Annotated in this window: 19 protein-coding genes; 6 read left to right on the forward strand and 13 right to left on the reverse strand. The window is 40.7% G+C overall.

The window, feature by feature from the left end; all coding sequences use genetic code 11:
* Positions 1 to 56 precede the first annotated feature (56 nt).
* The 7 genes from ACQY4U_RS15995 to ACQY4U_RS16025 form a co-directional block, all read right to left on the reverse strand.
* Positions 57 to 1,262: a glycosyltransferase family 4 protein gene (locus tag ACQY4U_RS15995; protein ID WP_428330447.1), complete on the reverse strand. Its 1,206-nt coding sequence runs from the start codon at positions 1,260 to 1,262 to the stop codon at positions 57 to 59.
* Between the two features lie 138 nt (positions 1,263 to 1,400).
* Complete coding sequence (locus tag ACQY4U_RS16000) at positions 1,401 to 1,997, reverse strand: ribonuclease HII (protein WP_428330448.1); 597 nt, start codon at positions 1,995 to 1,997, stop codon at positions 1,401 to 1,403.
* Between the two features lie 131 nt (positions 1,998 to 2,128).
* Positions 2,129 to 3,367: a PP2C family protein-serine/threonine phosphatase gene (locus ACQY4U_RS16005; protein ID WP_428330449.1), complete on the reverse strand. Its 1,239-nt coding sequence runs from the start codon at positions 3,365 to 3,367 to the stop codon at positions 2,129 to 2,131.
* Between the two features lie 40 nt (positions 3,368 to 3,407).
* On the reverse strand, positions 3,408 to 4,511 hold the full coding sequence (locus tag ACQY4U_RS16010) for an ABC transporter permease (protein WP_428330450.1): 1,104 nt from the start codon (positions 4,509 to 4,511) through the stop codon (positions 3,408 to 3,410).
* Positions 4,512 to 4,649: 138 nt separating this feature from the next.
* Positions 4,650 to 5,780 carry a glycosyltransferase family 2 protein gene (locus tag ACQY4U_RS16015; RefSeq protein WP_428330451.1) on the reverse strand — a complete coding sequence of 377 codons (1,131 nt, stop codon included), beginning with the start codon at positions 5,778 to 5,780 and terminating at the stop codon, positions 4,650 to 4,652.
* A complete protein-coding gene (locus ACQY4U_RS16020; RefSeq protein ID WP_428330452.1) occupies positions 5,764 to 6,633 on the reverse strand; it encodes a hypothetical protein in 870 nt (289 codons plus the stop codon). The genes ACQY4U_RS16015 and ACQY4U_RS16020 overlap by 17 nt, the downstream gene beginning before the upstream one ends.
* A 186-nt stretch (positions 6,634 to 6,819) precedes the next feature.
* The gene (locus tag ACQY4U_RS16025) at positions 6,820 to 7,665 is read right to left on the reverse strand and encodes a dienelactone hydrolase family protein (RefSeq protein WP_428330453.1); all 846 of its coding nucleotides are present in this window, start codon (positions 7,663 to 7,665) and stop codon (positions 6,820 to 6,822) included.
* 141 nt (positions 7,666 to 7,806) lie between these two features.
* On the opposite strand from ACQY4U_RS16025, the gene ACQY4U_RS16030 reads away from it, so the two are divergent.
* Positions 7,807 to 8,472: a hypothetical protein gene (locus ACQY4U_RS16030; RefSeq protein WP_428330454.1), complete on the forward strand. Its 666-nt coding sequence runs from the start codon at positions 7,807 to 7,809 to the stop codon at positions 8,470 to 8,472.
* Between the two features lie 70 nt (positions 8,473 to 8,542).
* On the opposite strand, the gene ACQY4U_RS16035 is transcribed toward ACQY4U_RS16030, so the two are convergent.
* Positions 8,543 to 11,443, reverse strand: coding sequence for a DEAD/DEAH box helicase (locus ACQY4U_RS16035; RefSeq protein ID WP_428330455.1), 2,901 nt, complete (start codon positions 11,441 to 11,443; stop codon positions 8,543 to 8,545).
* A 193-nt stretch (positions 11,444 to 11,636) separates the two neighbouring features.
* The gene (gene dapF / locus ACQY4U_RS16040; RefSeq protein ID WP_428330456.1) at positions 11,637 to 12,422 is read right to left on the reverse strand and encodes a diaminopimelate epimerase; all 786 of its coding nucleotides are present in this window, start codon (positions 12,420 to 12,422) and stop codon (positions 11,637 to 11,639) included.
* A gap of 189 nt (positions 12,423 to 12,611) precedes the next feature.
* Between dapF and ACQY4U_RS16045 the strand changes: the two genes are divergently transcribed.
* Positions 12,612 to 14,156 (forward strand): S1C family serine protease, encoded by a 1,545-nt coding sequence (locus ACQY4U_RS16045; RefSeq protein ID WP_428330457.1) that lies wholly within the window; start codon positions 12,612 to 12,614, stop codon positions 14,154 to 14,156.
* A gap of 109 nt (positions 14,157 to 14,265) precedes the next feature.
* Entirely contained in the window at positions 14,266 to 14,790 is a 525-nt protein-coding gene (locus ACQY4U_RS16050; protein WP_428330458.1) for a hypothetical protein, read from the forward strand.
* A 79-nt stretch (positions 14,791 to 14,869) separates the two neighbouring features.
* On the opposite strand, the gene ACQY4U_RS16055 is transcribed toward ACQY4U_RS16050, so the two are convergent.
* The 3 genes from ACQY4U_RS16055 to ACQY4U_RS16065 all read right to left on the reverse strand — a co-directional run bounded on the left by ACQY4U_RS16055 (position 14,870) and on the right by ACQY4U_RS16065 (position 16,779).
* Positions 14,870 to 15,088 (reverse strand): hypothetical protein, encoded by a 219-nt coding sequence (locus tag ACQY4U_RS16055; RefSeq protein ID WP_428330459.1) that lies wholly within the window; start codon positions 15,086 to 15,088, stop codon positions 14,870 to 14,872.
* 370 nt (positions 15,089 to 15,458) lie between these two features.
* On the reverse strand, positions 15,459 to 16,382 hold the full coding sequence (locus ACQY4U_RS16060; protein ID WP_428330460.1) for a P63C domain-containing protein: 924 nt from the start codon (positions 16,380 to 16,382) through the stop codon (positions 15,459 to 15,461).
* A 4-nt stretch (positions 16,383 to 16,386) separates the two neighbouring features.
* On the reverse strand, positions 16,387 to 16,779 hold the full coding sequence (locus ACQY4U_RS16065; protein ID WP_428330461.1) for a transposase: 393 nt from the start codon (positions 16,777 to 16,779) through the stop codon (positions 16,387 to 16,389).
* Positions 16,780 to 17,120: 341 nt separating this feature from the next.
* Between ACQY4U_RS16065 and pdeM the strand changes: the two genes are divergently transcribed.
* A complete protein-coding gene (pdeM, locus tag ACQY4U_RS16070) occupies positions 17,121 to 17,786 on the forward strand; it encodes a ligase-associated DNA damage response endonuclease PdeM (RefSeq protein ID WP_428330462.1) in 666 nt (221 codons plus the stop codon).
* On the opposite strand, the gene ACQY4U_RS16075 is transcribed toward pdeM, so the two are convergent.
* Positions 17,783 to 18,922 carry a thioredoxin-like domain-containing protein gene (locus ACQY4U_RS16075; RefSeq protein WP_428330463.1) on the reverse strand — a complete coding sequence of 380 codons (1,140 nt, stop codon included), beginning with the start codon at positions 18,920 to 18,922 and terminating at the stop codon, positions 17,783 to 17,785. The two genes, pdeM and ACQY4U_RS16075, sit on opposite strands and share 4 nt — an antisense overlap.
* A 179-nt stretch (positions 18,923 to 19,101) precedes the next feature.
* Between ACQY4U_RS16075 and ACQY4U_RS16080 the strand changes: the two genes are divergently transcribed.
* Both ACQY4U_RS16080 and ACQY4U_RS16085 read left to right on the forward strand, forming a co-directional pair.
* Positions 19,102 to 19,887, forward strand: a complete 786-nt coding sequence (locus ACQY4U_RS16080; protein WP_428330464.1) for a succinate dehydrogenase cytochrome b subunit — start codon at positions 19,102 to 19,104, stop codon at positions 19,885 to 19,887.
* 31 nt (positions 19,888 to 19,918) lie between these two features.
* The gene (locus ACQY4U_RS16085; RefSeq protein ID WP_428330465.1) at positions 19,919 to 21,853 is read left to right on the forward strand and encodes a fumarate reductase/succinate dehydrogenase flavoprotein subunit; all 1,935 of its coding nucleotides are present in this window, start codon (positions 19,919 to 19,921) and stop codon (positions 21,851 to 21,853) included.
* The last annotated feature ends 49 nt before the right edge of the window (positions 21,854 to 21,902 follow it).

Genomic DNA, 21,902 nt, shown 5'->3' on the forward strand with positions numbered 1-21,902 from the left:
AGGTGGGTGTGTTTTAAAAGAACATCAATGAGTGGCGACATTAAAGCCCCGCGGGATCAATGCTCAATTACCGATGTGTAGAAATCGATAAAGTTTTTGGTTACCTTGTTAATGTCGTGCTGGTCTTCCATTAGTTTGCGGGCATTGGCGCCTATCCGCATGCAGTATTCTTCATCGCCTATGCAATGCAATATGGCATCATAAAACTCATCATAATCATTAGCTATAATTATATTGGTGCCATTGGTATAGTTAATGCCCTCGGCCCCTAATGATGTGGAGATAATGCATTTCTGCATGGCCATGCCTTCAACAATTTTTACGCGCATCCCGCCACCCGATAACAGGGGAACTATCATTATTGCTTTACTGTTCACAAACTCAAGCGCATCATCAACCTCGCCCTGGATAAATATTTTACCCATCACATCGTAATCATCAAAGCGCTCTGGGATGTCATTACCGGCTACGTAAAAACGTACACGCAGCTCACCATCGGTTATTTCTTTATTAAAATTATCCAGGAACCATTCAATCCCCTCACGGTTAGGCAGCCAATCCAGCGAGCCTAAAAAAAACAAGCTCGGGAACTCTGTTTTACTTACGTCGGGTTTATAATGATCAAGATTTATGCCCACCGGTAATATCTCAATGGGTATTTTGGTGCCGTACTCCAGCATGGTGCTTTTATCCTGCTCGGTAAATACGGCTATGGCATCAAAGTTATTAAGCTGATCGAGCTCATAGTTTTTTATCCGCTTGGCGTGCATCTTGAGGTACGACTTTTTGAACGGATCACTTTTTTGTTCCGATAACCTTTGCCATATCTGGTTCTCGATATTATGCGCCCGGTAAATCAGTTTTGCCTTTGAGTTTTTGCGGACTGCCAATAGATAAAGCGATACCAGTAAACCTTCAAACTGGATAACATCATACGATGTGTTTCTTAACTCACGCACCAGCAGCCTTTCAAACTCAGCATCGTAATACTTATCAATATTAAATGATGTACTGCTGAAAAGATTAATAGCCACATCAATAACCGATACGTTTATGTTGATGTTATAAGCCCTGTAGTTTATTTTACTAAGCAGATCATTATCATCAGCACTGTTTTCGTGATGATTTAATTTAGCATTGAGCGATACCAGCGAAACCTCGTGCCCTAAATTAACCAACCCCCTGATGGTATTGCAAACCACAATGGGATAGCCCCCATTTTGCGGAAATGGTACACGGTGGGTTAAAATAAGGATCTTCAATTGGTTATTGGTTTTCAACAAAAATAATAATTTAACGTAACTGGCAAAATGCGCTGTAATTATTACTCCCCGGTTATTTAAAATATTACAATAAAACCATTTAAAGGTGATTCAATGCACCTGCGTTATGACAGGCCGTTAAAAGATCTCCAACTGCGGGTCGGTTACCCTGAATGTACGGCGGTGGTAAGGTGTAAAACCTATTTTTAAAACGGTTTCGCGGTGTTTTATGGTTGGGTAGCCCTTGTTTTTATGCCAATCGTACTCCGGGTGCTCGGCGGCTATTTGCAGCATGTGATCGTCGCGGTAGGTTTTTGCTAATATAGATGCCGCCGCTATGCTGAAATATTTAGAGTCACCTTTTACAATACATTTATGGGGCATGCTTTGGTATTTGTTAAAGCGGTTACCATCAATAATTAAAAACTGCGGGGTTAAATGCAGTTTGGCAATGGCCCTGTGCATAGCTAAAAACGAGGCATTTAAAATATTGATCTTATCAATCTCCAAATTATCAACGGAGGCTACCGCATAAGCAATGGCATGTTGTTCTATTTCAATGCGTAGCTGGTACCTTACCTCTTCGCTTAATTGTTTTGAATCATTAAGCAGTGAGTGTTCAAAATCATCGGGCAATATAACTGCTGCTGCAAAAACAGGCCCCGCCAAACAACCGCGCCCGGCTTCGTCGCATCCGGCTTCAATAAATTCGTGCTGATAACGGGAGAGTAACATGGCTGATTATTTGCAATAGGTAACGTAAAGTTGGTGATTTTTATTTTGAAGCAAAGTATGTTGTCAGAATGATCTCAAACTATAAGCAACGGGAAAGTTTAGTTTAAATGAGTTGTAGGACAACTTGCTGATTAAAAAATTCTTAAAGTTAGGAGGGTAACATCATCAATAGGTTTACCCTTTATTACCTGGTCAATATGATTCATCAGTAATTGGTTAAAGCTGTCTGGAATAAGTTCTCCGTTTTCTTTCACAAAATCAATCAGGTTATCTTCTTCCCAGTTTTTCTTGCTTTGATGCTCATGGTCCATTAAACCATCGGTATAGTTAACTATAAAGCTGCCCGGTTCAATGTCAACTTCGCCCTGGTTCAAAAAAGGGAGCTCATCAAAAACACCTATCATGGTGGTGCCAAGTTTAAGTGTTATAGCTTCGCCCTGCGAGTAAAGGATGGTGGCATTATGCCCGGCATTTATATAATTGAGCTTACGTGTATATTCGTTATACTTGGCAATAAACAAAGTAATAAATCTTTCGCCTTTGGTATTGGTGATCACTATTTTGTTTAGGCGGTCAACAATATTGGTCAGGTCGTCTTCCACTGCCGACCACGCACGCAAACTTGCCTGGAAATTTGCCATCAGCAAAGCAGCCGAAATTCCTTTGCCCGATACATCAGCAATGCACCATAAAAATTCATGGTCGTTAAGGCGGATAAAATCAAAGTAATCGCCGCCAATATTTTGATGGGGGATATAGCGTGCACTCACTTCAACCCGGTCGTCCTTATAAGCCTTTATCGGGATCAGCATGTTCTGCACCTCAACGGCTAACTCCATCTCGCGCTGAAAACGCTCAGATAATATCCGCTCGCGGAAAAGCTTTTTGTTTTCGAGCGCTACTACAATAACGTTTATTACTGTTTGAATAAAGTTAAGGTCGTTATTCAGTAATTCGCCCGATGTATTGAAATCGCCTATCAGGGCAAAAGCAAGGGCTTTCTTTTTATGATAGATGGGAATAAAATAATCGTACTTTTTAAGGAGGGGATCTTCATGGGTAGCCACCGGGGTAGGCCACTTTATTTTGTTTAATTTAAGGCAGGCTTTGTGTAAAACACCAACCGGTTCAATATCGCCGCCGTATTTGGAGAGCAGTATATAACTGCCTTCCTTTTCAATCAAAAACCTCAGCTTGCCAACCTGCAGGTAACTTTTTAAAATAACCTGCAGCATCTGGATCAAAACAGGGGTACTGGTATCCTTGTTAATAGCCTGGGTTACTTCAAGTAAGGCGTTTAATTCAGTCTGCCTTTTAAGCAACAATCGTATTAATTCGTCTTCGGCGGAGAATTCGTCAATATTCTGCATCAGTTATTTGGAAAGGCTGCCCAAAATAATTATATTTTTTTTAAAAACGGGTACTTTGTGATTTTATATCAAATGCATCTCTTAGCCCCACTGTAACCAGGTTAAAGGCATAAACCAACAGCATAATAGCCATTCCCGGTATCACTGCAAGATAAGCAGAATCCATCACAATATAGCCATAATGTTCTTTTATCATACTTCCCCAGGTTGGCATGGGCGGCTGGGCTCCAAAACCAAGAAAGCTTAAACCCGCCTCGAGCAGTATGGCTGAAGCAAAGTTTGACGATGCCAGCACCAAAATAGGCCCGATTATATTGGGTAAAATATGCCTGCTGATGATGCGCGTATTATTGAAACCTAAAGAACGCGCGGCCTCAATATATTCAACCTGTTTAAGGCTTAAAACCTGGCCGCGTACAAGGCGGGCAACCTCAACCCACATAGAAAGGCCAACGGCAATAAATATTTGCCAAAGCCCCTTGCCTAAAGCAAAGGATATGGCCAGTACCAATAATAAAGCAGGCAGCGCCCATAATATATTCATGAGCCAGCTTAGCGCAGCATCAATCCAGCCGCCAAAGTAACCGGCAACAGCGCCTATGCTAACACCCAGCAGCATGCTGATAATTACCGACATTAAGCCTACAGATAAAGATACCCTTGTACCCAATATTAACCTGCTCAGTAAATCGCGGCCATAAATATCGGTACCCAATAAATAAGTTTTATGGGCGATAATTGCCGATGAACCATTGTTTGGCGCGGGGATCTTGTACACTTTGGCTTCGGGTTTATCCTCGGCGCCAATGTATTCATTCACATAAATAGAATCCTTTGTAAAACGATAGGCCGTGATGGGTATATCCCTGTAAAATGATGGCTGGCCAAAAAGCATTTTTGAAAAAACATTAACCGTATCAACAGGCTCGGACTTGCGCAGGCGCAGCATCATAAATTCAGCCCCGGGCTTTTTGATGCTGAGCTGAATGGTCATGTTATTAGCCAGCGGGGTTGAATCGGGCATAATCAGGTAACCAAGTATGGCTACCAGTATGGTAAGGATAATAAATACCATGCCGCCAACAGCAATTTTATTGCGTTTAAATATTTTCCAGGTACGGTTGGATGGGCTGAGATCAGTCAATGGCTATTTTATTCCTTTTGGCTAAAGATAACAAGTTGCTGATTAAATTGACCGGGCAGGTAGTTAATAAAGCCGATAATGATTGAATTTGATAATCTGATGAATAATATCGGCTCAATTAAATCCGGATACTTTGAGTTACCTTACCTCGCGGCCTTTCCAAATGTATTTTCCTTTGTTGCCTATCATCCCGATATAAACAAAATAAATAATATATAGGGGGATTGAAATGATAAGAAGCTGCAATAATTTGGTGCGCTTAAAAAATGAGGTTACGGGATATAATAGCAGCAGCTCGAATAAAAATATCAATAAAAACTGAATGGCAAAAACCCCAAAAAAGTGCACACTAAAAAAGCCTGCCAAAACATTCAGCACCATTGATACATTGAAAAGCCAAAGCCCAACAACCAGGGCAACCACTTTTTTATCCTTATACTTTACTGATTTTGAAGCCCAGCGGCGCCTTTGCTGTAAAAACTCTTTAAGGTTTGGCTTGGCATGTGTAAATACCACGGCATCGTATAGTTTTAAGAAGCCGATTTTTTTAGGGAAACGTTCTGCTACTTTTTGCAGCAGTAATTCATCATCGCCCGATGCCAGGTCATCTATACCTTTAAAGCCGCCCACCTGGTAAAATACATCTTTACGGTAAGCCAAATTTGCGCCATTGCAGGTTGACGCATGCCCGTTACCTATAAATGCCCCACCTGTTGCAATAAGCGAATAAAACTCCAGGGTTTGCATCCGCTCAAACATTGATTTTTCCTCAAAATAACTTACCGGCGATGAGATCATTACCGGGTTATGCATTTCATAATAGCCAACCACGGTGGATAGCCAATGCGGGCCCATGCGGCAATCGGCATCAGTAGCTACCATTAAATCGCCGGTTGAAAGGCTGATAGCTTCGGCTATGGCTTTTTTCTTGTAGGAATTTAGCGGCTTGTCTTCATTCATTTGTAACAGCTTAACCCCACGGCCGGCATAGCTGCTGATGATCTGCGAGGTACGGTCGGTTGAGTGATCGTCAACAATAATAATTTCTGTAAGATGTTTGGGATAGTTCTGTGCTAATATATCTTCAATGGTAAGGTGGATCTTTTCTTCCTCATTGCGTGCCGCTATCAGTACCGTTACTTTGGTGTTAAAGCCCGATGTTTTAATTTGCGGGCGTTTTACGGCATGCCAGCCTTTGATAAGGAAGATACATACGCACAGGAACAGCCCTGTAAGCAAAAGCGAGATTATACTAAGCAGTGCGATCAAAGAATTTTAGTTTAAAAACGAATACCGAGCCTAAAATAGCCGGAATAATCAGGTTTATGATATATATAAGCGAAATAGATACCACAACGGCAATATGCTGATCGGTAACGTAGCTGAAAAGCTTATCGGCAGTGATGCTTCTTACACCGATGTCAAGCACATCCAACGATGGGATGGCCGATTGGATAAAGAAGAAAACAAACATCAGCAAGCTCATTTCAAGCAGCGGGATCTGCGGTATCAGTAAATGGATAATAAGGTAATATTGAAATGTAAATACAAAAAAGCGGGCCAGGCAAAACCACATAATGCTCAACAGTTCGGCGGTTTTATAATTGCCCATAATATCAAAAAAGCGGTGATATTTTTTAAGGAACTTGATACGGTTAAGCAAGGATACCATCCACTGGATGTTGAAGTAAAAGGTAAGCATTATAGCCATAAATACAGCCGCAACAACGGTGATGCCCAGCATCAGCCAATCATTAAGATGCATAAATGAAAATAAGAACCAAACCACTGCCGCAGCACCTAATACATTGGTTATAACATTTTGCCCAAACGAGCCTACTGCCATTGCAAACACGCCATGTATGCGTTTGCGGTTGGGTAAAAACATTACGCGGCCACCGTACTCGCCAATTCTGTTAGGGGTAAATACGGCCCAGGTTAAGCCGCAAAAAACAGATTCAATAGCCCGCCATACCGACATTGGCGCAAGCTGCCTGGTTAAATGCCACCATTTTAATGATTCAAGCACCCAGTTAATGATCATTAACAGCACCACGCAAACCATTGTAATAACCACTTTATTATAGGTGATATTGGCTACAAGTGTTTCAAACTTGTGCATGTTATCATTGTTCCGGAGTATGCGGTGGTAAATAAACCAGAACGCGAGAACAAGTATGCCGAGTTTTAGCAGGTAGGAGAATAGTTTTTTAGCGCGGGCGGTCAAAGGCAGAAATATTTGTGCAATGTTACAAAAAAGGACGATAGTTTATCGTCCTTTCCGATAGATCATACTAAGGCTATCTTGTTATTTCAACCTTGCTTTAAAAAAGGCAATGGTGTATTTATAGGCCTCGGCAGTGGCTTCGCTGTTATGGGCCGGGTTGCTGGGGTTAGCAAAACCGTGATCGGCATCGTATTGATGCAGGTAAAGTTTTTTGCCTGCTGTTTTCATATCAGCCTCAAATTTGGTAACTAATTTTACGTTTATCCACTGGTCTTTATTGGCAAAGTTGCCTAAGACATCAGCATGCAGTGTTTTTAAACGGTTAACATCCTGCTCGGGCATGCCATAATACATTACACAGCCAACCGCCTGTTTGCCTGCCAACAGGGTGGTTTGTAAACTCCAGCCACCGCCAAAACACCAGCCTATGGTTGCAATATGTGCTTTTGGCCCAACATAAGCTATGGCGCCGTTAATAATTGCTTTTGCACGGTCGTCATTTACACCTTGCATCAGTTTGCCGGCTTCTGCCGGGGTGGTGGCAACTTTACCATCGTAAAGGTCAAGATCAATGATGTTTACGTTACCCAGATCGTTATAAATATTTTCAGATTCCTTTTTAACAAAATCATTAAGGCCCCACCACTCATGTATTACTAAAATATAATTATTAGTTGGTGTTTTTGCTTTAAACTCGTAGGCAGCGGCCTCTTTACCATCGGTAGTTTTGTAGGTGATTGCTTTGCCAATGCTGCTTTGAAAATGATATTTTAAAGGTGTTTTGTGCGATAAAACAAATTTTTGGCTGGAAGCCAGCATAGCAAATTGCTGCGTTGCCGATGGCCTGGCGCAGCAAGCCATTTTGCTTTGGCTAAAAGCTGAAAAACTGCAAAAAACAAGGGTTGCTAAAAGTAAAATACGTTTCATAAGTATAATTTTGGTTTAAAGTTATAAGTATTTATGAAGTGTTTGAATAACCAACATTAATATAATTTGTTTGGGTTGATAATTAATAAAAATCCGGTGGGTTTTGCTAATTTGCAAGCATTGTTATAGCGCTAACCATATATGAAACCTGAATTTATCACCTACAAGAAATTTAACGATATAGCATTAGCAAATCAACTTTCAGAACTGCTTGAAAAGCATAACGTAGCATTTTTTGTTGAGGAGGAAGCGCTGTCGTTTGACCCAACTTTTGCCTATAATGATACCCGGCAATATGCTGTTAAAATTAGCAGTAATGATTTTGAAACAGTAAATGAACTTTTGTTGCATGAAGCAAATGAAGATATTACTGAAGCCGATAAAGATTATTACCTGTTTAGTTTTACTGATAGTGAGTTGTTGGATGTAATAACCAAAGCAGACGAATGGAATGCATACGATGTGCAGCTTGCCCGTAAATTGCTTGCAGCAAGAGGTAAAACTATTAGCGATGAAGAACTGAACGCAATAGAAGAAAAAAGAATTGAGGAATTAAAAGAGCCGGAAGCATCGCAATCAACGTGGATAATTATTGGATACATATTTGCTTTAGGCGGTGGTATTTTAGGTTGTTTTATAGGGTGGCATCTTTGGAGTTATAAAAAAACCTTACCCAATGGGGAAAGGCTTTTTAATTATTCTGAAAAAGATAGAAATCAAGGTAAAATTATTTTCTATTTATCTTTAGTATGCTTTGCCCTTTGGCTTGTGTATAAATTTACACCATTATTTACAGGTGATAATTAATTTTACCTGAATCATTAATCTATTTTTTTGATGATTGGTTAGTAACTGAAATGATGTTTTAGCTATCCGCCTAACCTAAAATCTCCTTAATATCATCTGCCGAAAGCGATTTGATAAAACTATCCTCGGTTGTAATTAATGCACGGGCAACGCTCAGCTTGCGTTGCTGCAGCGCCAGAATCTTTTCTTCGACAGAGTCCTTGGTGATAAATTTATAGATGAACACATTTTTGGTTTGACCTATGCGGTGTGTACGGTCAATGGCCTGTTGCTCAACAGCCGGGTTCCACCAGGGGTCGAGGATAAAAACATAATCGGCTTCGGTTAAGTTAAGGCCAACGCCGCCGGCTTTTATCGAGATCAGGAACACGCGTGTTTTTTCATCTTCCTGAAACTGCTTCACTACATCACCCCGGTTTTGGGTGCTGCCATCAAGGTACACATAAGGGATCTTTTCGGTATCAAAGTGAGTACGGTAAATGTTTAGCTGCTTTACAAATTGCGAAAATATCAAAACCTTGTGTCCGCCATCGAGCACATTGGCGAGCGTATGGATCACGTTTTCAAATTTGCCGGAGTCGCCTTCATAATCCTTATCAATCATGATAGGGTGGTTGGCAATCTGCCTTAATTTGATCAGCCCCTGTAATACCTGAATCTGCGTTTTGGCAAACGTGCCATCCTCCAGGCTCTTCAGCAACTCGTTGCGGTATTCTGATTTTACCTTTTCATAAACTGCCGATTGCTCCTCGCTCATCTGGCAGTAAAACAGGTTCTCGGTTTTTGGCGGCAGTTCGGTTGCTACCTGCTCTTTGGTGCGGCGCAAAACAAAAGGTTTTATTAAGGCCTGTAATTTGCGGGCTTTGTCCTCGTCCTTTTTCTTTTCTATGGGGGTAACAAATTCGTTCTGGAAAAACTGCTGGGCACCTAACAGGCCGGGGTTAATGAACGACATCTGCGTCCACAGGTCATTAACCGAGTTTTCTACAGGCGTACCGCTCAGTATCAGTTTAAAGCGCGATTTTAAAAGCTTTACCGATTGGAACGATTTTGACGATGGGTTTTTTATGTTCTGGCTTTCATCCAATATCACATAATCAAAAAAGTAAGCTTTAAGCAGGTCAATATCAATGCGGCTAATGCCATAGGTAGTAATTACCACATCGTAATTGGCAAACACCTCCGGCGATTTATAGCGGAACGTACCTGTATGCACCATCAGCCTTAATTGCGGTGTAAATTTCTTAGCCTCGTTAAGCCAGTTATAAATAAGCGATGTTGGCATAATCACCAGTGAGGTGCTTTTCCCGCCTGCTGCTTCGGTGTCTTCCTTGTGCTTTTGGAGCAGGGCAAGGGTTTGTATGGTTTTACCTAAACCCATATCATCGGCAAGGCAGCCACCAAAATGATAGCTTTTTAAAAAATGGAACCAGTTATAACCTGCTTTTTGGTAGTGGCGTAAGCTGCCTTCAAAATGCTGGGGCATGCAAATATCTTCTAACTCCTCAAAATCGAGCAGTTTTTGCAGCTTGCGGTTCATGGTAACGCTGGCCATTTCGCCTTCGGCCAGGTCGTTCACCAGGCCTAAATGGTGCCTGCGCAGTTTCAGCTCATTACCGCCCTCGGTAAAGTGCAGCAGGTTACCGTATTGCGAAAACCATTTTTCAGGAATAATGGCAATCTCGCCCGATGGCAGCAGGAACTCTTTTTTACGGTTGAGGATATGATTTTTAAGCTGAATAAAAGGGATGCGGTACGAGCCGAAATAAACAATGGCATAAATATCAAACCAATCGTTGTTTTCTTTTACTTCAAGGTCTATTTTGCTGCTGCCAAATACATAGCGTTTTTGCCCGCCCGAATCCGGTTGCTCTATTTCAAAACCCTGTGCTATCAGCTCATCATAATGCTGGTTGATCCATTCAAATACGGAGAACGAATGATCGGCTTCTTCATCTGTAATATCTACCTCTAAGTTTTTGAAAAGGGAAGAAGCCGCTTTAAGCCCTAAGGATATGAGATGGTCGAACTTGTTTTTTTCCCAGGTTACGGAGCGTTTAATGCGGTGAAAGGTGTAATCATCGCCATTAACTTCCATCCTTACAGAAATATGCCGCTCATCCCCGAAAGGAAAAATATAACCTGCATATTTAAAACTAAGCTGTAATTGCGAAGTGCCGCCCTCTACATATATCGGTTTGATAACCGGACGGGCATCGTATTTTTCAGTATTAATGGTAAAGCCTTCGGCATATACGTGGTGCTTTTCAATAAGCGGCGCCACAAATTTTTCAAAGTACGGTAGTTCGGAAGAGCGGGGTATGGCTATAAAACGTTTGTTAAGAAAAGGGAAAAGCTTTTTCCCTTCAATCTCCTTATCAAAATAATAAAGGGTATCATCCAGCAGCATCCAGGCCGGGTGGTTACAAATGATCTCGGCATTTTTAAACATAAACTCAATGCGCATTCCCTGGTATTTAATGGTAGGGAAATACCTGATCTCTTCCTCATTTCTGCGGAAATGGAACAGTACGGATGCAGGCTCATCGGCTATTTGCAGTTTACGTTCGGCAGGGTAGCCCTCTTTACTCATTTGGTAAAGAGGTTTATTTTTAAGCAGTATCAAAGCTTCGGCCATCCGCTTTTCCATTTTTGGGCGGATGGTATCAAAAAACTGTTCGTTAAATATCTTGGTAAAAAACTCAAACGGACGAATAGGCTTCTTGTAGAATTTTTTGATCAGGTTACCCTGCTCAATCTCTTCCAGTATCTTCACTAACTTAATATCGGTTTCATCAAGATAGTTGGTAAACTCTTTTGCTGTGTTTGAAAATAAACGCTGGTGTGTTAATGAAAATTCGCCGTTTGGATTTAACTGAACTATGTGTGGCTCAATCAGGTACGACAGGAATTCGTGCCGGGCAATGGCATAAATTATCTGGCAAGGTTTACTGCTGTCGACACGTAACATAGTTCTATAAATAAAAAATTTAAAGAAGTTACATCAACAAAAAATTCAAACGTAAACAGAATTTGCAGTAAGTAAAAATGTTTTGAATTAAATAATTGTTAACACTGCCATGTTAAGTACAACAATCGTATTGATTTATGGGCAACCCTGTTGACTAACAGGCTATAATCCACAGCACCAATAAAAAAAATAGCTACAATGTTATTTCGCCATCAAAAACCTTTACGGCGGGGCCCTCTAAAAAAATGCCGGTGTATTTATGGCCGTCATAATCAAAGCGGATGTTCATATTGCCACCTAAAACCTTTATAGGGGTGTTTATATGGCCGGTTTGCTGGTTGTGTTTAGCCATAGCAAGGGCAACGGCGGTTACGCCGGTTCCGCAGGCAAAGGTTTCGTCTTCAACACCGCGTTCATAGGTGCGTACAAAATAGCCATCGGCATCAGGCTCAACAAAGTTTATATTGATGCCTTTTTCTCTATAGGTATTATTATTGCGGATGGCATAACCATCGGTATAAACATCTTTATCCTTCAGGCCATCAACCAATTTAATGTAGTGCGGCGATCCTGTATCTAATACATACGCATCGTTATCGGTAGTTATGGTATCTACATCAATCATCTGCAGGCTCACCCAATCGCCCGATGCTGAAATTTTGGCATAATGCGGGCCGTCAACTGCCAAAAAGTTTGTTTCGGTATTTATTATACCCAAATATTTGGCAAAGGCAACTATGCACCTGCCGCCATTGCCGCACATGCTGCTTGGCTGGCCGTCGGCATTATAATAAACCATTTTAAAATCATAACCTGCCTCATTTTCAAGGCACATTAAGCCATCGCCACCAATGCCGAAACGACGGTTGCACAGCTGTGAAATTAATTGGGGATTATGGTGATTGATAACATTTTGGCGGTTATCTATCATCACAAAGTCATTACCGGCTCCCTGGTATTTATAAAAATGTATACTCACAATATCTTAAAATAATATTTAGCACCTTTAACATTAAATACAACAGGATGAAACGGTTGTAAAAATGCCGCGATGTTAATTTTAACAAATTTTAACAAAAATACGAATAACTTAATATTGATTATGCCGTCTATATGGTATTAAATTTGATTTAATAAAATTAAACGTAAAAGAAAAGTGAGAAATAATATGAAAAAGTTTGGTTTAACATTATTAACGGCCTTTGCAGGCGGTGCTATGGCGTTAGGTACTTACAAAATTATTGAGAGTAAGTATGCCGACAACATGAGCTTTGAGGATAAGCAAAAAGTATATTTCACAAGTAATCACCTAACGCCGCCGGTATCTAACTTATCATCGGCAGGGCAGGTTGATTTTACGGAGGCTGCTGCTGCGGTAACGCCGGCTGTTGTTTATATCCGTACCACTTATGCCGCACAGGCCGATAACGACCAGCAAAGCCAGATGCAGAAAATGTTTGGCGATATGTTTGGGCAGCGCATGCGCCCATCAGGCCCGCAGATGGCTTCTGGATCGGGAGTAATTATTTCTCCGGATGGTTACATTGTTACCAATAACCACGTGGTTGAAAAGGCAGATAAAATTGAGGTGGTACTAAACGACCACCGCCCATACAAGGCTAAGGTAATAGGTACCGACCCTAATACCGACCTGGCACTGATAAAAATTGACGGCAACAATTTACCAATTGTAAAATTAGGAAACTCTGATGCGGTAAAAGTAGGCGAGTGGGTATTGGCAGTAGGTAATCCGTTCAAGTTAACATCAACCGTTACTGCGGGTATTGTAAGTGCCAAGGGCCGTGGTTTAGGCTTAATAGGCAGCGAAGATAACCAGGATCAGGGTAACCCGTTTGAGCGTACACAGGCGCAGAGCCAACCGAAACTGAACAGGGCCATTGAATCGTTCATCCAAACAGATGCGGCCATTAACCCTGGTAACAGCGGTGGCGCGTTGGTTAATACCAATGGCGAACTGATCGGTATCAACTCGGCCATTGCATCGCATACAGGCTCGTACGAGGGTTATGGCTTTGCCATCCCTATTAACCTTGCCAAAAAGGTATTGGACGATATTCAAAAATACGGCGCGGTTAAGCGTGGTTTTGTAGGTGTAAGCTTCAGGGAGCTTAACCAGGATGTTGCTGATGAACTGCACGTTGATAAAACAGTTGGTTTATACGTTAACCAGGTAATACCGGGAAGCGGTGCTGCACAGGCAGGCATCCAAACCGGCGATATTATCAGCAAGGTTGAAGGTAATCCGGTTTATGAATCGTCAGACTTGCAGGAACGTGTAGGCCGCTTAGGCCCGGGCGATAAAATTCACCTGACTGTTTTACGTGGTAATGACGAAAAGAACTTTACCGTAACCCTTAAGGCAGATGCGCCATCAGTAGCAAAAGCAACGGTAAGTAAATCGGCAGAGGAACTGTTCAATAAAATAGGTGCCAGCTTTATGCCGGTAAATGCAGCGCAGAAGGCTAAATTCAATGTGGTACATGGCGTTGTGGTAACACAGGTTAGAGAAGGTGGTTTCTTTGATTATACCGAAGTTCCGGTTGGGTCAGTGATCACCGATATTAACAAACAGCCAATTGCCAACATTGCCGATATGGATAAAGCATTAGGCAACTTACGGAATGGTGTAATTGTAATAACAGGCTTTTATCCGGATGGATCTAAATTGAAGATCCCGATCCAGGTACAGTAATATTTAAAAAAGGAATAAACAAAAAACCCGGTATTAAGCCGGGTTTTTTGTTTTGAGAGGAGATAATATAGCATAAAAGGGTGTCTTTTTCTGCTGATTATAAGATAAAATGAAAAGTAAAATAATCATACTAATGTTAAGCTTAGCCTTTATGGGGGCTAAATGTATGGGGCAACAAACTCCTTTTATACAAGGAATAACTGCTACTATACCAGCCGATGCTGTTAAACTTAACAAGGAACAATTGCTTGCTTTTGCAAGTGAAAAGAAATACGATAAACCTTTTGCCTATTTCAACTTTAAAAATATATACAGATTGAACAACATGATTTTAGCTTTTTATGATTTGAAAGGCCATTTTCAAGGTTTGGACGAAGACAAGAGGGGACTTGAAAGTATGTATCGAAAAACAGCCCCCGGTTTGAATTTTCATGCAACCATGCAAAAAATAAATGGTATTCGGATATTAACAACCAGTTATGTAGATAAGGATGTTATTGTCTATTATTTTCATAGCTCAAATAATACCAATACATTAGGGTTAAATGGCAGTATTCAGTGTGGTACAGTTGATAAAGCGGAAGCCGAGGCCGTTTTAGATAAAATTATAAAAAGCATAAGGTTAGAGGAATAAACAAAAAAACCGGTATTAAGCCGGGTTTTTTGTTTTGAGAGGAGACTATATACGTGTTAGACCAAATGCGATAAAAAAATTACTTAACAGATATATATTTTGAAAATTCATGCCCGTTTGGGCATTTATAGTGAACCACTGAATTTTTACCATCCTTTTGTACTGGCGGCACGAAGTCAGCCATAGCCCCACATTTTGGGCATTCTTCAGGAACAAACTTATCTTGCTTAACGCTTGCTTTCATAATGCTATGAAAGATGTTTGATGCTTCTTTGTGGGTTTTCTTATCGTCTGCCATAGTGCTATTTGAAAATATTATTGTATAATTTGGTTATTTTCCTTCTTTGACTTTGTTCTAAATCTTTTGGAAAAACAATGTGTTTGAACGGCGTGAATGATATATCAATATCAACGTTTAGCATTTTTTTAATTGTTTCGACAAAATCTTGTTCCTTAGATTTCATTATCCTATGTGTTTTTCAAATATAACGATTTTATAATATACCCATTTTTTGTAACTTTACATAACAGGAAACCCCCGTAAATCACTTGCGCCTAATGAGAGACAACTCATGGGATGGCTGATTTACGAGGTTCTAAGCGGATACATCTTCACTTATATTTACCTGCGTCTGCACGACTATCTTTAGGGGCTTATTGCCCCTTTATTATTTCAAATCTAATCTCAACGTGTCGCCTTGTTTAGGGGGTTCTGGAAACTTTGGAAATGCCCTATCAACTAATTTTAAAAAAACAGTCCAATTATATCCCGATGCCCTACCCAAAGCTATTAGAGAGGCCAAATGCTCCTTTAGTTTGGGGTGTCCAAAATCAGTTGTTATAAATTGAGGATAATTGCCCTTTCTGTTGCCTTTTTCATTTTTAGGATTTCTAATTCTCAATTCAGATAGCACATTCGGGCCTATTCTCGAATAGACCAAATCATTAATGTAATGGCCAACAACGGATGGTCTTTTAACAGATGCTTCTTTCCACGTCCATCCCTTCATTTTAAAAATCATTTCAAAAAATTCATTGTCAAACGTTGGTATCCATTTTGACATTTCATTATTTAAAAAAGTGTCTAAAAACTTTTGAAGAGCATCTTTTTCTTTTTCTTTTTCATGCCCTGTAACCTCGTCTACCAATGCAATTATACCAACACGAGATAGTGATCTAATAAGTATTTCAGCGGCTAATACATTAGGCATTTGCTTAGAGGTTAATACTCCTCTTCCATCGGGTCTTTTATAATCTCTGGCATCTAAATAAACATCACAAATTAATGGCAAAACGGTAGCATCATGCCCTATCGAAATACGATCATTTTTATCGGTATAATTTATCGGTTTGATCACCGATATTAACTCACTGGAAATGAATTGTTTAAGGTTGTTCGCATCTATTAATCCGGGTAGTTTTGGGCTATCTTGATCACCCTTCGCTCGTGACCCCCTCGCTGGCCTACCAAATGCCTCAAAAAGAGCGTTTTGGGTGATTATTCGCCTACCATCGTTTAGTACAGCCACTGGTAACTCTTTACCATTTATTTTAAGAGTTCCTTCATGTGTTGCCTGTAATTCCCTTGCCATAACGTTATTTCATTAATTGTGAAATTTTATAAATTAGTTCGTTCTTGCCGATTTCACCAACAATCGTTTTAATCATTCTCCACGCGGTATCTTTTGTGACATTTATTTCGTCGGCAAGTCCCCTGTCGGTAATTTTCCTATCAGTATTTAATAGCTGATCAATAACATAAAACCATTTTTGCAGGTCGGCTCTTGTTTTGTGAAAAATAGTTCGAACTGTGACGCTAAAAGACACATTGCAAATATTACAATGGTATCTGTTTTCATTTTTAATTGGTGAGTATTTTTCGTAACCACAATGGGGGCAAGTCGGAGTGTTATTCCAAATTAGCTTCTCAAGCAGGTTTGTACAGTCGCTTTGTGTAGGGTACTTATTATAAACTTCTTGCAGTTTCATGTCATAGCTGATTGCAGAAACAAATATATGGAATTAAATTTGGTTTTATCAAATTAATAATCTACCTTTAACTATGACAAACAACTATAGCAAATGAAAACATTCAAAAATATATTCGACTTTCAGGCACACTTCAATACAGAAGAAATGTATAGATAACCAAAATCCGATAAATAATAAAAAGCATAAGGTTAGAGGAATAGCTTGTATGATTTGCCAGGTGATTTTATTGGTTTAATAAACACACTGTTACACACCATGCGGATTATGCTAAGACCGGTTTTGTTAAATGTAATAAATAGCTGGTTGGCATATTTGAAAGCTTTGCTACTTTTGCGTTGATGAATACGGGTACCGCTGTTGATTTTACGTTGTTGGGTCAGGATCTTTTATTATTGCCGCAAAAAGCCATTTACTGGAAACAGGAAAAAGCCTTGATTGCTGCCGACGTGCATTTAGGTAAGGTAGGGCATTTTCGCAAAGCGGGTATTGCCATTCCGCGGGATATGGAGCAGAATGACCTGGCCGTACTGTCCGACCTGATATACCAGCATCAGCCCGAAAAAATAATATTTCTTGGTGATTTTTTTCACAGCGATATGAATACCGATTGGGATTGGTTCATCTTGTGGCGAAGCCAGTTCCCCAAGCTCGAAATTATCCTGATCCGTGGTAACCATGATATTATTGCCGACAGGCATTACCTTAAATTAAACATCCAGCTGCATCACGAATTGCTGGTAGGCCCTTTCCTGATGCTGCACCACCCCCAAACAGATGCTGATCTGCAACAGGCCGCCGGCTACGTTTTCTGTGGCCATATCCACCCCGGTGTAAGGCTGGTGGGTAAGGGCAGGCAGCAAATAACATTGCCCTGCTTTGCTTTTGCTGCAAAGCAGGTTGTGCTGCCATCCTTTGGTAAGTTTACGGGCAAGGTGGCTATCCGTAGTAATAAAACCGACCGTATATTTGCCGTACTGCAGGATAAAGTATTAGCTATTGATTAGCGGTGCTTTTTAAGGTAATCGCTTATTTCAAGGCCAACGCTGGCTATCTCAATATTGGGCTGAATGATGGTCCAGTTATTATCCAACAAATAATAAGTGGGTATTTTGGTGATGCTCCAATTAACAGCATTTGGCGAATCATCACCCTTAAGGTCTGATACCTGTGTCCAGGATAAATGATCATCCTTAATGGCAGTGGTCCACCAATCAGGTTTTGAATCAAGCGAAACACTCACTATGGCTATCTTATCCTTGTTATCGCCCTCGGCTAAAAGCTGTATCAGCTGCTGGTGGTTCTGGCGGCTAAAATCATTGCCTGCTCGCCAAAAATCAATAACTATCAGTTTTTTATTGATCGTTTTTGGGTCAAATGGTTTACCATCGGGTGTTTTACCTTGTATGGCCGGTGCTTTAATCCCTGCTACCAGTTTAATTAAGTGGCTAAGTTTGTCGCCTATCTCTTTACCTTCGTCGGTGTTTTTTGCAGCGGGGGTAAGGGTTTGGTAAATGGCATAATAACTAACCGGATCATCCTCATAATTTAATTTCGACATTAAGTGCGTGCTGATTTCGCTTTGCGGGTATTGCTTTAAAAAAGCTTTAAATGCATTTACATTATTATCGTGCATTTTTTTCTCGGTTTCGCTAACCTTATAAAGCAGGTTGTTAAATGCCTCGGTTGATAGCCTTGCGCTTTGCGTTTTTATCTGCTTATGCAGTTCCATTGCTTCCTGCTCAGTAGCCAGGCTCATTTTATCAGATAGGGTATAAAATGCAGATAGCTGTTCCTGTATTTTTGATGGCGAGGTTATTTTAGGATATTGATACAGCTTACCAGCTTCGGTTTCAATGGTATATTTCCCGGGTTCAAGATAAACCTCAAACGGATCGTGTTTATCGGTGGTATCGCTGGTGCTCACATCAAGTTTATAATAACCGGGTTCGCTCAGCTGCTTAGGCTCAAGTGCAAATTTCTCATTTTTAATGTTTGCACCGTATATGGTACTATCTGTAAGTGTTTTAACGGTAAAAACACCTTCTTTAACGCCGGGTGTGCTGCCGGTAAATTCAATTTTCCCTTTTCGGTTGCAACTGCAAAACAATACGGCTATTAAGGCTATGTAAGTATATTTCATTTTGTAATAAGGTGTTTATTTGCCTCTAATATATAGGATATGCGCCGTTATCCGCAAAAAAATAAAACGCTTCGTTTTTAGATTGTTTCTAAATAACCAAATCATACTTATTAAGCCGACTCCATTTATATCTTTTGGTATTTAATAAATACTTTTGCCAAAATAAATCTAATATTATAATGAGTGAATTTAAACAAACCTTTAACTCATCGTTAGGCAAAAAGCTCATAATGGCTTTAACGGGCTTGTTTTTGTGTACGTTTTTAATAGTACACCTTGGCGGTAACCTGTTGCTTTTTAGTAATGATGATGGTTACGGATTTAACATGTATGCCAACTTCTTAACGCATTTTCCGCCGATTGAAGTTATTGCCTACCTGCTTTACATTTCTATTTTGGTGCATGCGGTGTATGCATTGGTATTAACTATTCAAAACCGCAAGGCTCGCCCGGTATCGTATGCAACTGTAAATAAGTCGCCTGCTTCCTGGTCGTCAAAAAATATGGGCCTGTTGGGTTCTATTTTATTGCTGTTTATAGTGATACACATGAGTGATTTTTGGTTTGCTTACAAGTACAGCCACAAAATACCTTATAAAGAATACCGTACTGATCTGTCAACAGATAAAACAACCTCGGTTGATTATGTGCCTGTAACCCCTGATTTTGAGAAATCAGTATCAGTAGTAAACAATGTAGAGATTGTAAGGGTAAAGGATATTCATGCACGTGTGTCATCAAGCTTCAGCAATTTGCTTTATGTGATATTTTATGTAATAGCCATGTTTGCCGTATCGTTTCACCTGCTGCATGGTTTTCAAAGTGCATTCCGTACGCTGGGATGGGTTCACCGTAAGTACACACCTGTGGTTTATGCCATTGGTACCTGGCTGTTCGCGGTAATTATCCCGATAGGTTTTGCGGCAATGCCGATAGTTTATTACATACAAAGTTTAAGTAAATAAGCATTTTACGCTTTAAATAAAATATATACAAATGAGTTTAGATGCTAAAATTCCGCAGGGCCCATTAGCCGAAAAATGGAGCAAGCATAAATTTAACTTAAAGCTGGTTAACCCGGCCAACAAGCGTAAGTACGATGTTATAGTTGTAGGTACAGGTTTGGCAGGTGCATCGGCTGCGGCATCACTGGCCGAGTTAGGTTATAATGTAAAGGCATTTTGTTTTCAGGATAGCCCGCGCCGTGCGCATTCAATTGCTGCACAGGGTGGTATAAATGCTGCAAAAAATTATCAGAACGATGGCGATAGCGTTTACCGCTTATTTTACGATACCATAAAAGGGGGTGATTACCGTGCCCGCGAAGGTAACGTATACCGCCTTGCCGAAGTATCGGTAAATATTATTGACCAATGCGTTGCACAGGGTGTTCCTTTTGCACGCGAGTATGGTGGCTTGCTTGATAACCGCTCGTTCGGTGGTTCGCAGGTATCACGTACATTTTATGCCAGGGGGCAGACAGGACAGCAGCTTTTATTAGGTGCTTATTCGGCCCTTAACCGCCAGATCCATTTAGGTAAGGTTAAAATGTACACCCGTACCGAAATGCTTGATGTGGTTACCATTGATGGCGAAGCTAAAGGTATTGTTACCCGTAACTTAATAAACGGAACAATTGAAACACATGCAGGCCATGCTGTATTACTTTGTACCGGTGGTTATGGTAACGTTTTTTACCTGTCAACCAATGCAATGGGTTCAAACGTAACCGCTGCCTGGAGAGCCCACAAACGTGGTGCTTTCTTTGCAAACCCATGTTATACACAAATACACCCAACCTGTATCCCGGTAACCGGCGATCATCAGTCAAAATTAACGCTGATGTCTGAGTCGTTACGTAACGACGGACGTGTTTGGGCACCAAAAACTAAAGAAATAGCGCAAAAGCTAAGGAAAAAGGAAATTACTGCCGACCAGGTAAAAGAGGACGACCGCGATTACTTTTTGGAACGTAAATATCCATCATTCGGTAACCTTGTTCCGCGCGATGTAGCCTCACGTAACGCCAAGGAAATGGCCGACGAAGGCCGCGGAGTTGGCGCATCGGGTTTTGCTGTATTCCTTGACTTTGCCGATGCTATCCACCGCTTAGGTAAGGATGCTGTGGCTGCCAAATACGGTAACTTGTTTGATATGTACTATCAGATAACAGACGAAGACCCGTACAAACAACCAATGCGTATTTACCCTGCCGTACACTATACAATGGGTGGCCTTTGGGTTGATTATAACCTGAGCACTAACGTACCCGGATTATATGCCTTAGGCGAATGTAATTTTAGCGATCACGGTGCAAACCGCTTAGGTGCTTCGGCATTAATGCAGGGGCTTGCCGATGGTTATTTTGTTATTCCTTATACATTAGGGGATTACCTGGCTACAATCGGTCCAAAACCTGTTGATATCAAACACCCTGCTTTTGAAAAAACAAAACAGGAAGTGATTGAAAAGATCAACAAACTGCTTTCATTAAAAGGTACTAAAACAGTTGATGATTATCACCGTCATTTAGGCCACATTATGTGGGAGTATTGCGGTATGGCACGTACTGAAGAAGGCCTGACCAAAGCAAAAGGATTGATCAGGGATTTAAAAGCTGATTTCTGGAAAAACGTTATTGTGGTAGGTGAAAACGAAGAAGTTAATTCGTCGCTCGAAAAGGCTGGCCGTGTGGCTGACTTTATTGAACTTGGCGAACTGATGGTTGATGATGCACTTGCACGCAGGGAGTCATGCGGTGGTCACTTCCGTTTGGAATCACAAACGCCGGAAGGTGAAGCCCTGCGCGATGATGAGAACTTTGCTTATGTTGCCGCATGGGAATACACAGGCGATAACCAGCCAGAAAAACTAAATAAAGAGGTTTTGGACTTTGAATTTGTTCATTTAACACAAAGATCTTATAAATAAGCCTTAAGTCTGACCCCTGGGTTTTTAAACTGCCCCGGATTTGGACTTT

Origin of the sequence: Mucilaginibacter sp., from assembly GCF_965277465.1 — a bacterium.
Classification (GTDB): Bacteria; Bacteroidota; Bacteroidia; order Sphingobacteriales; family Sphingobacteriaceae; genus Mucilaginibacter.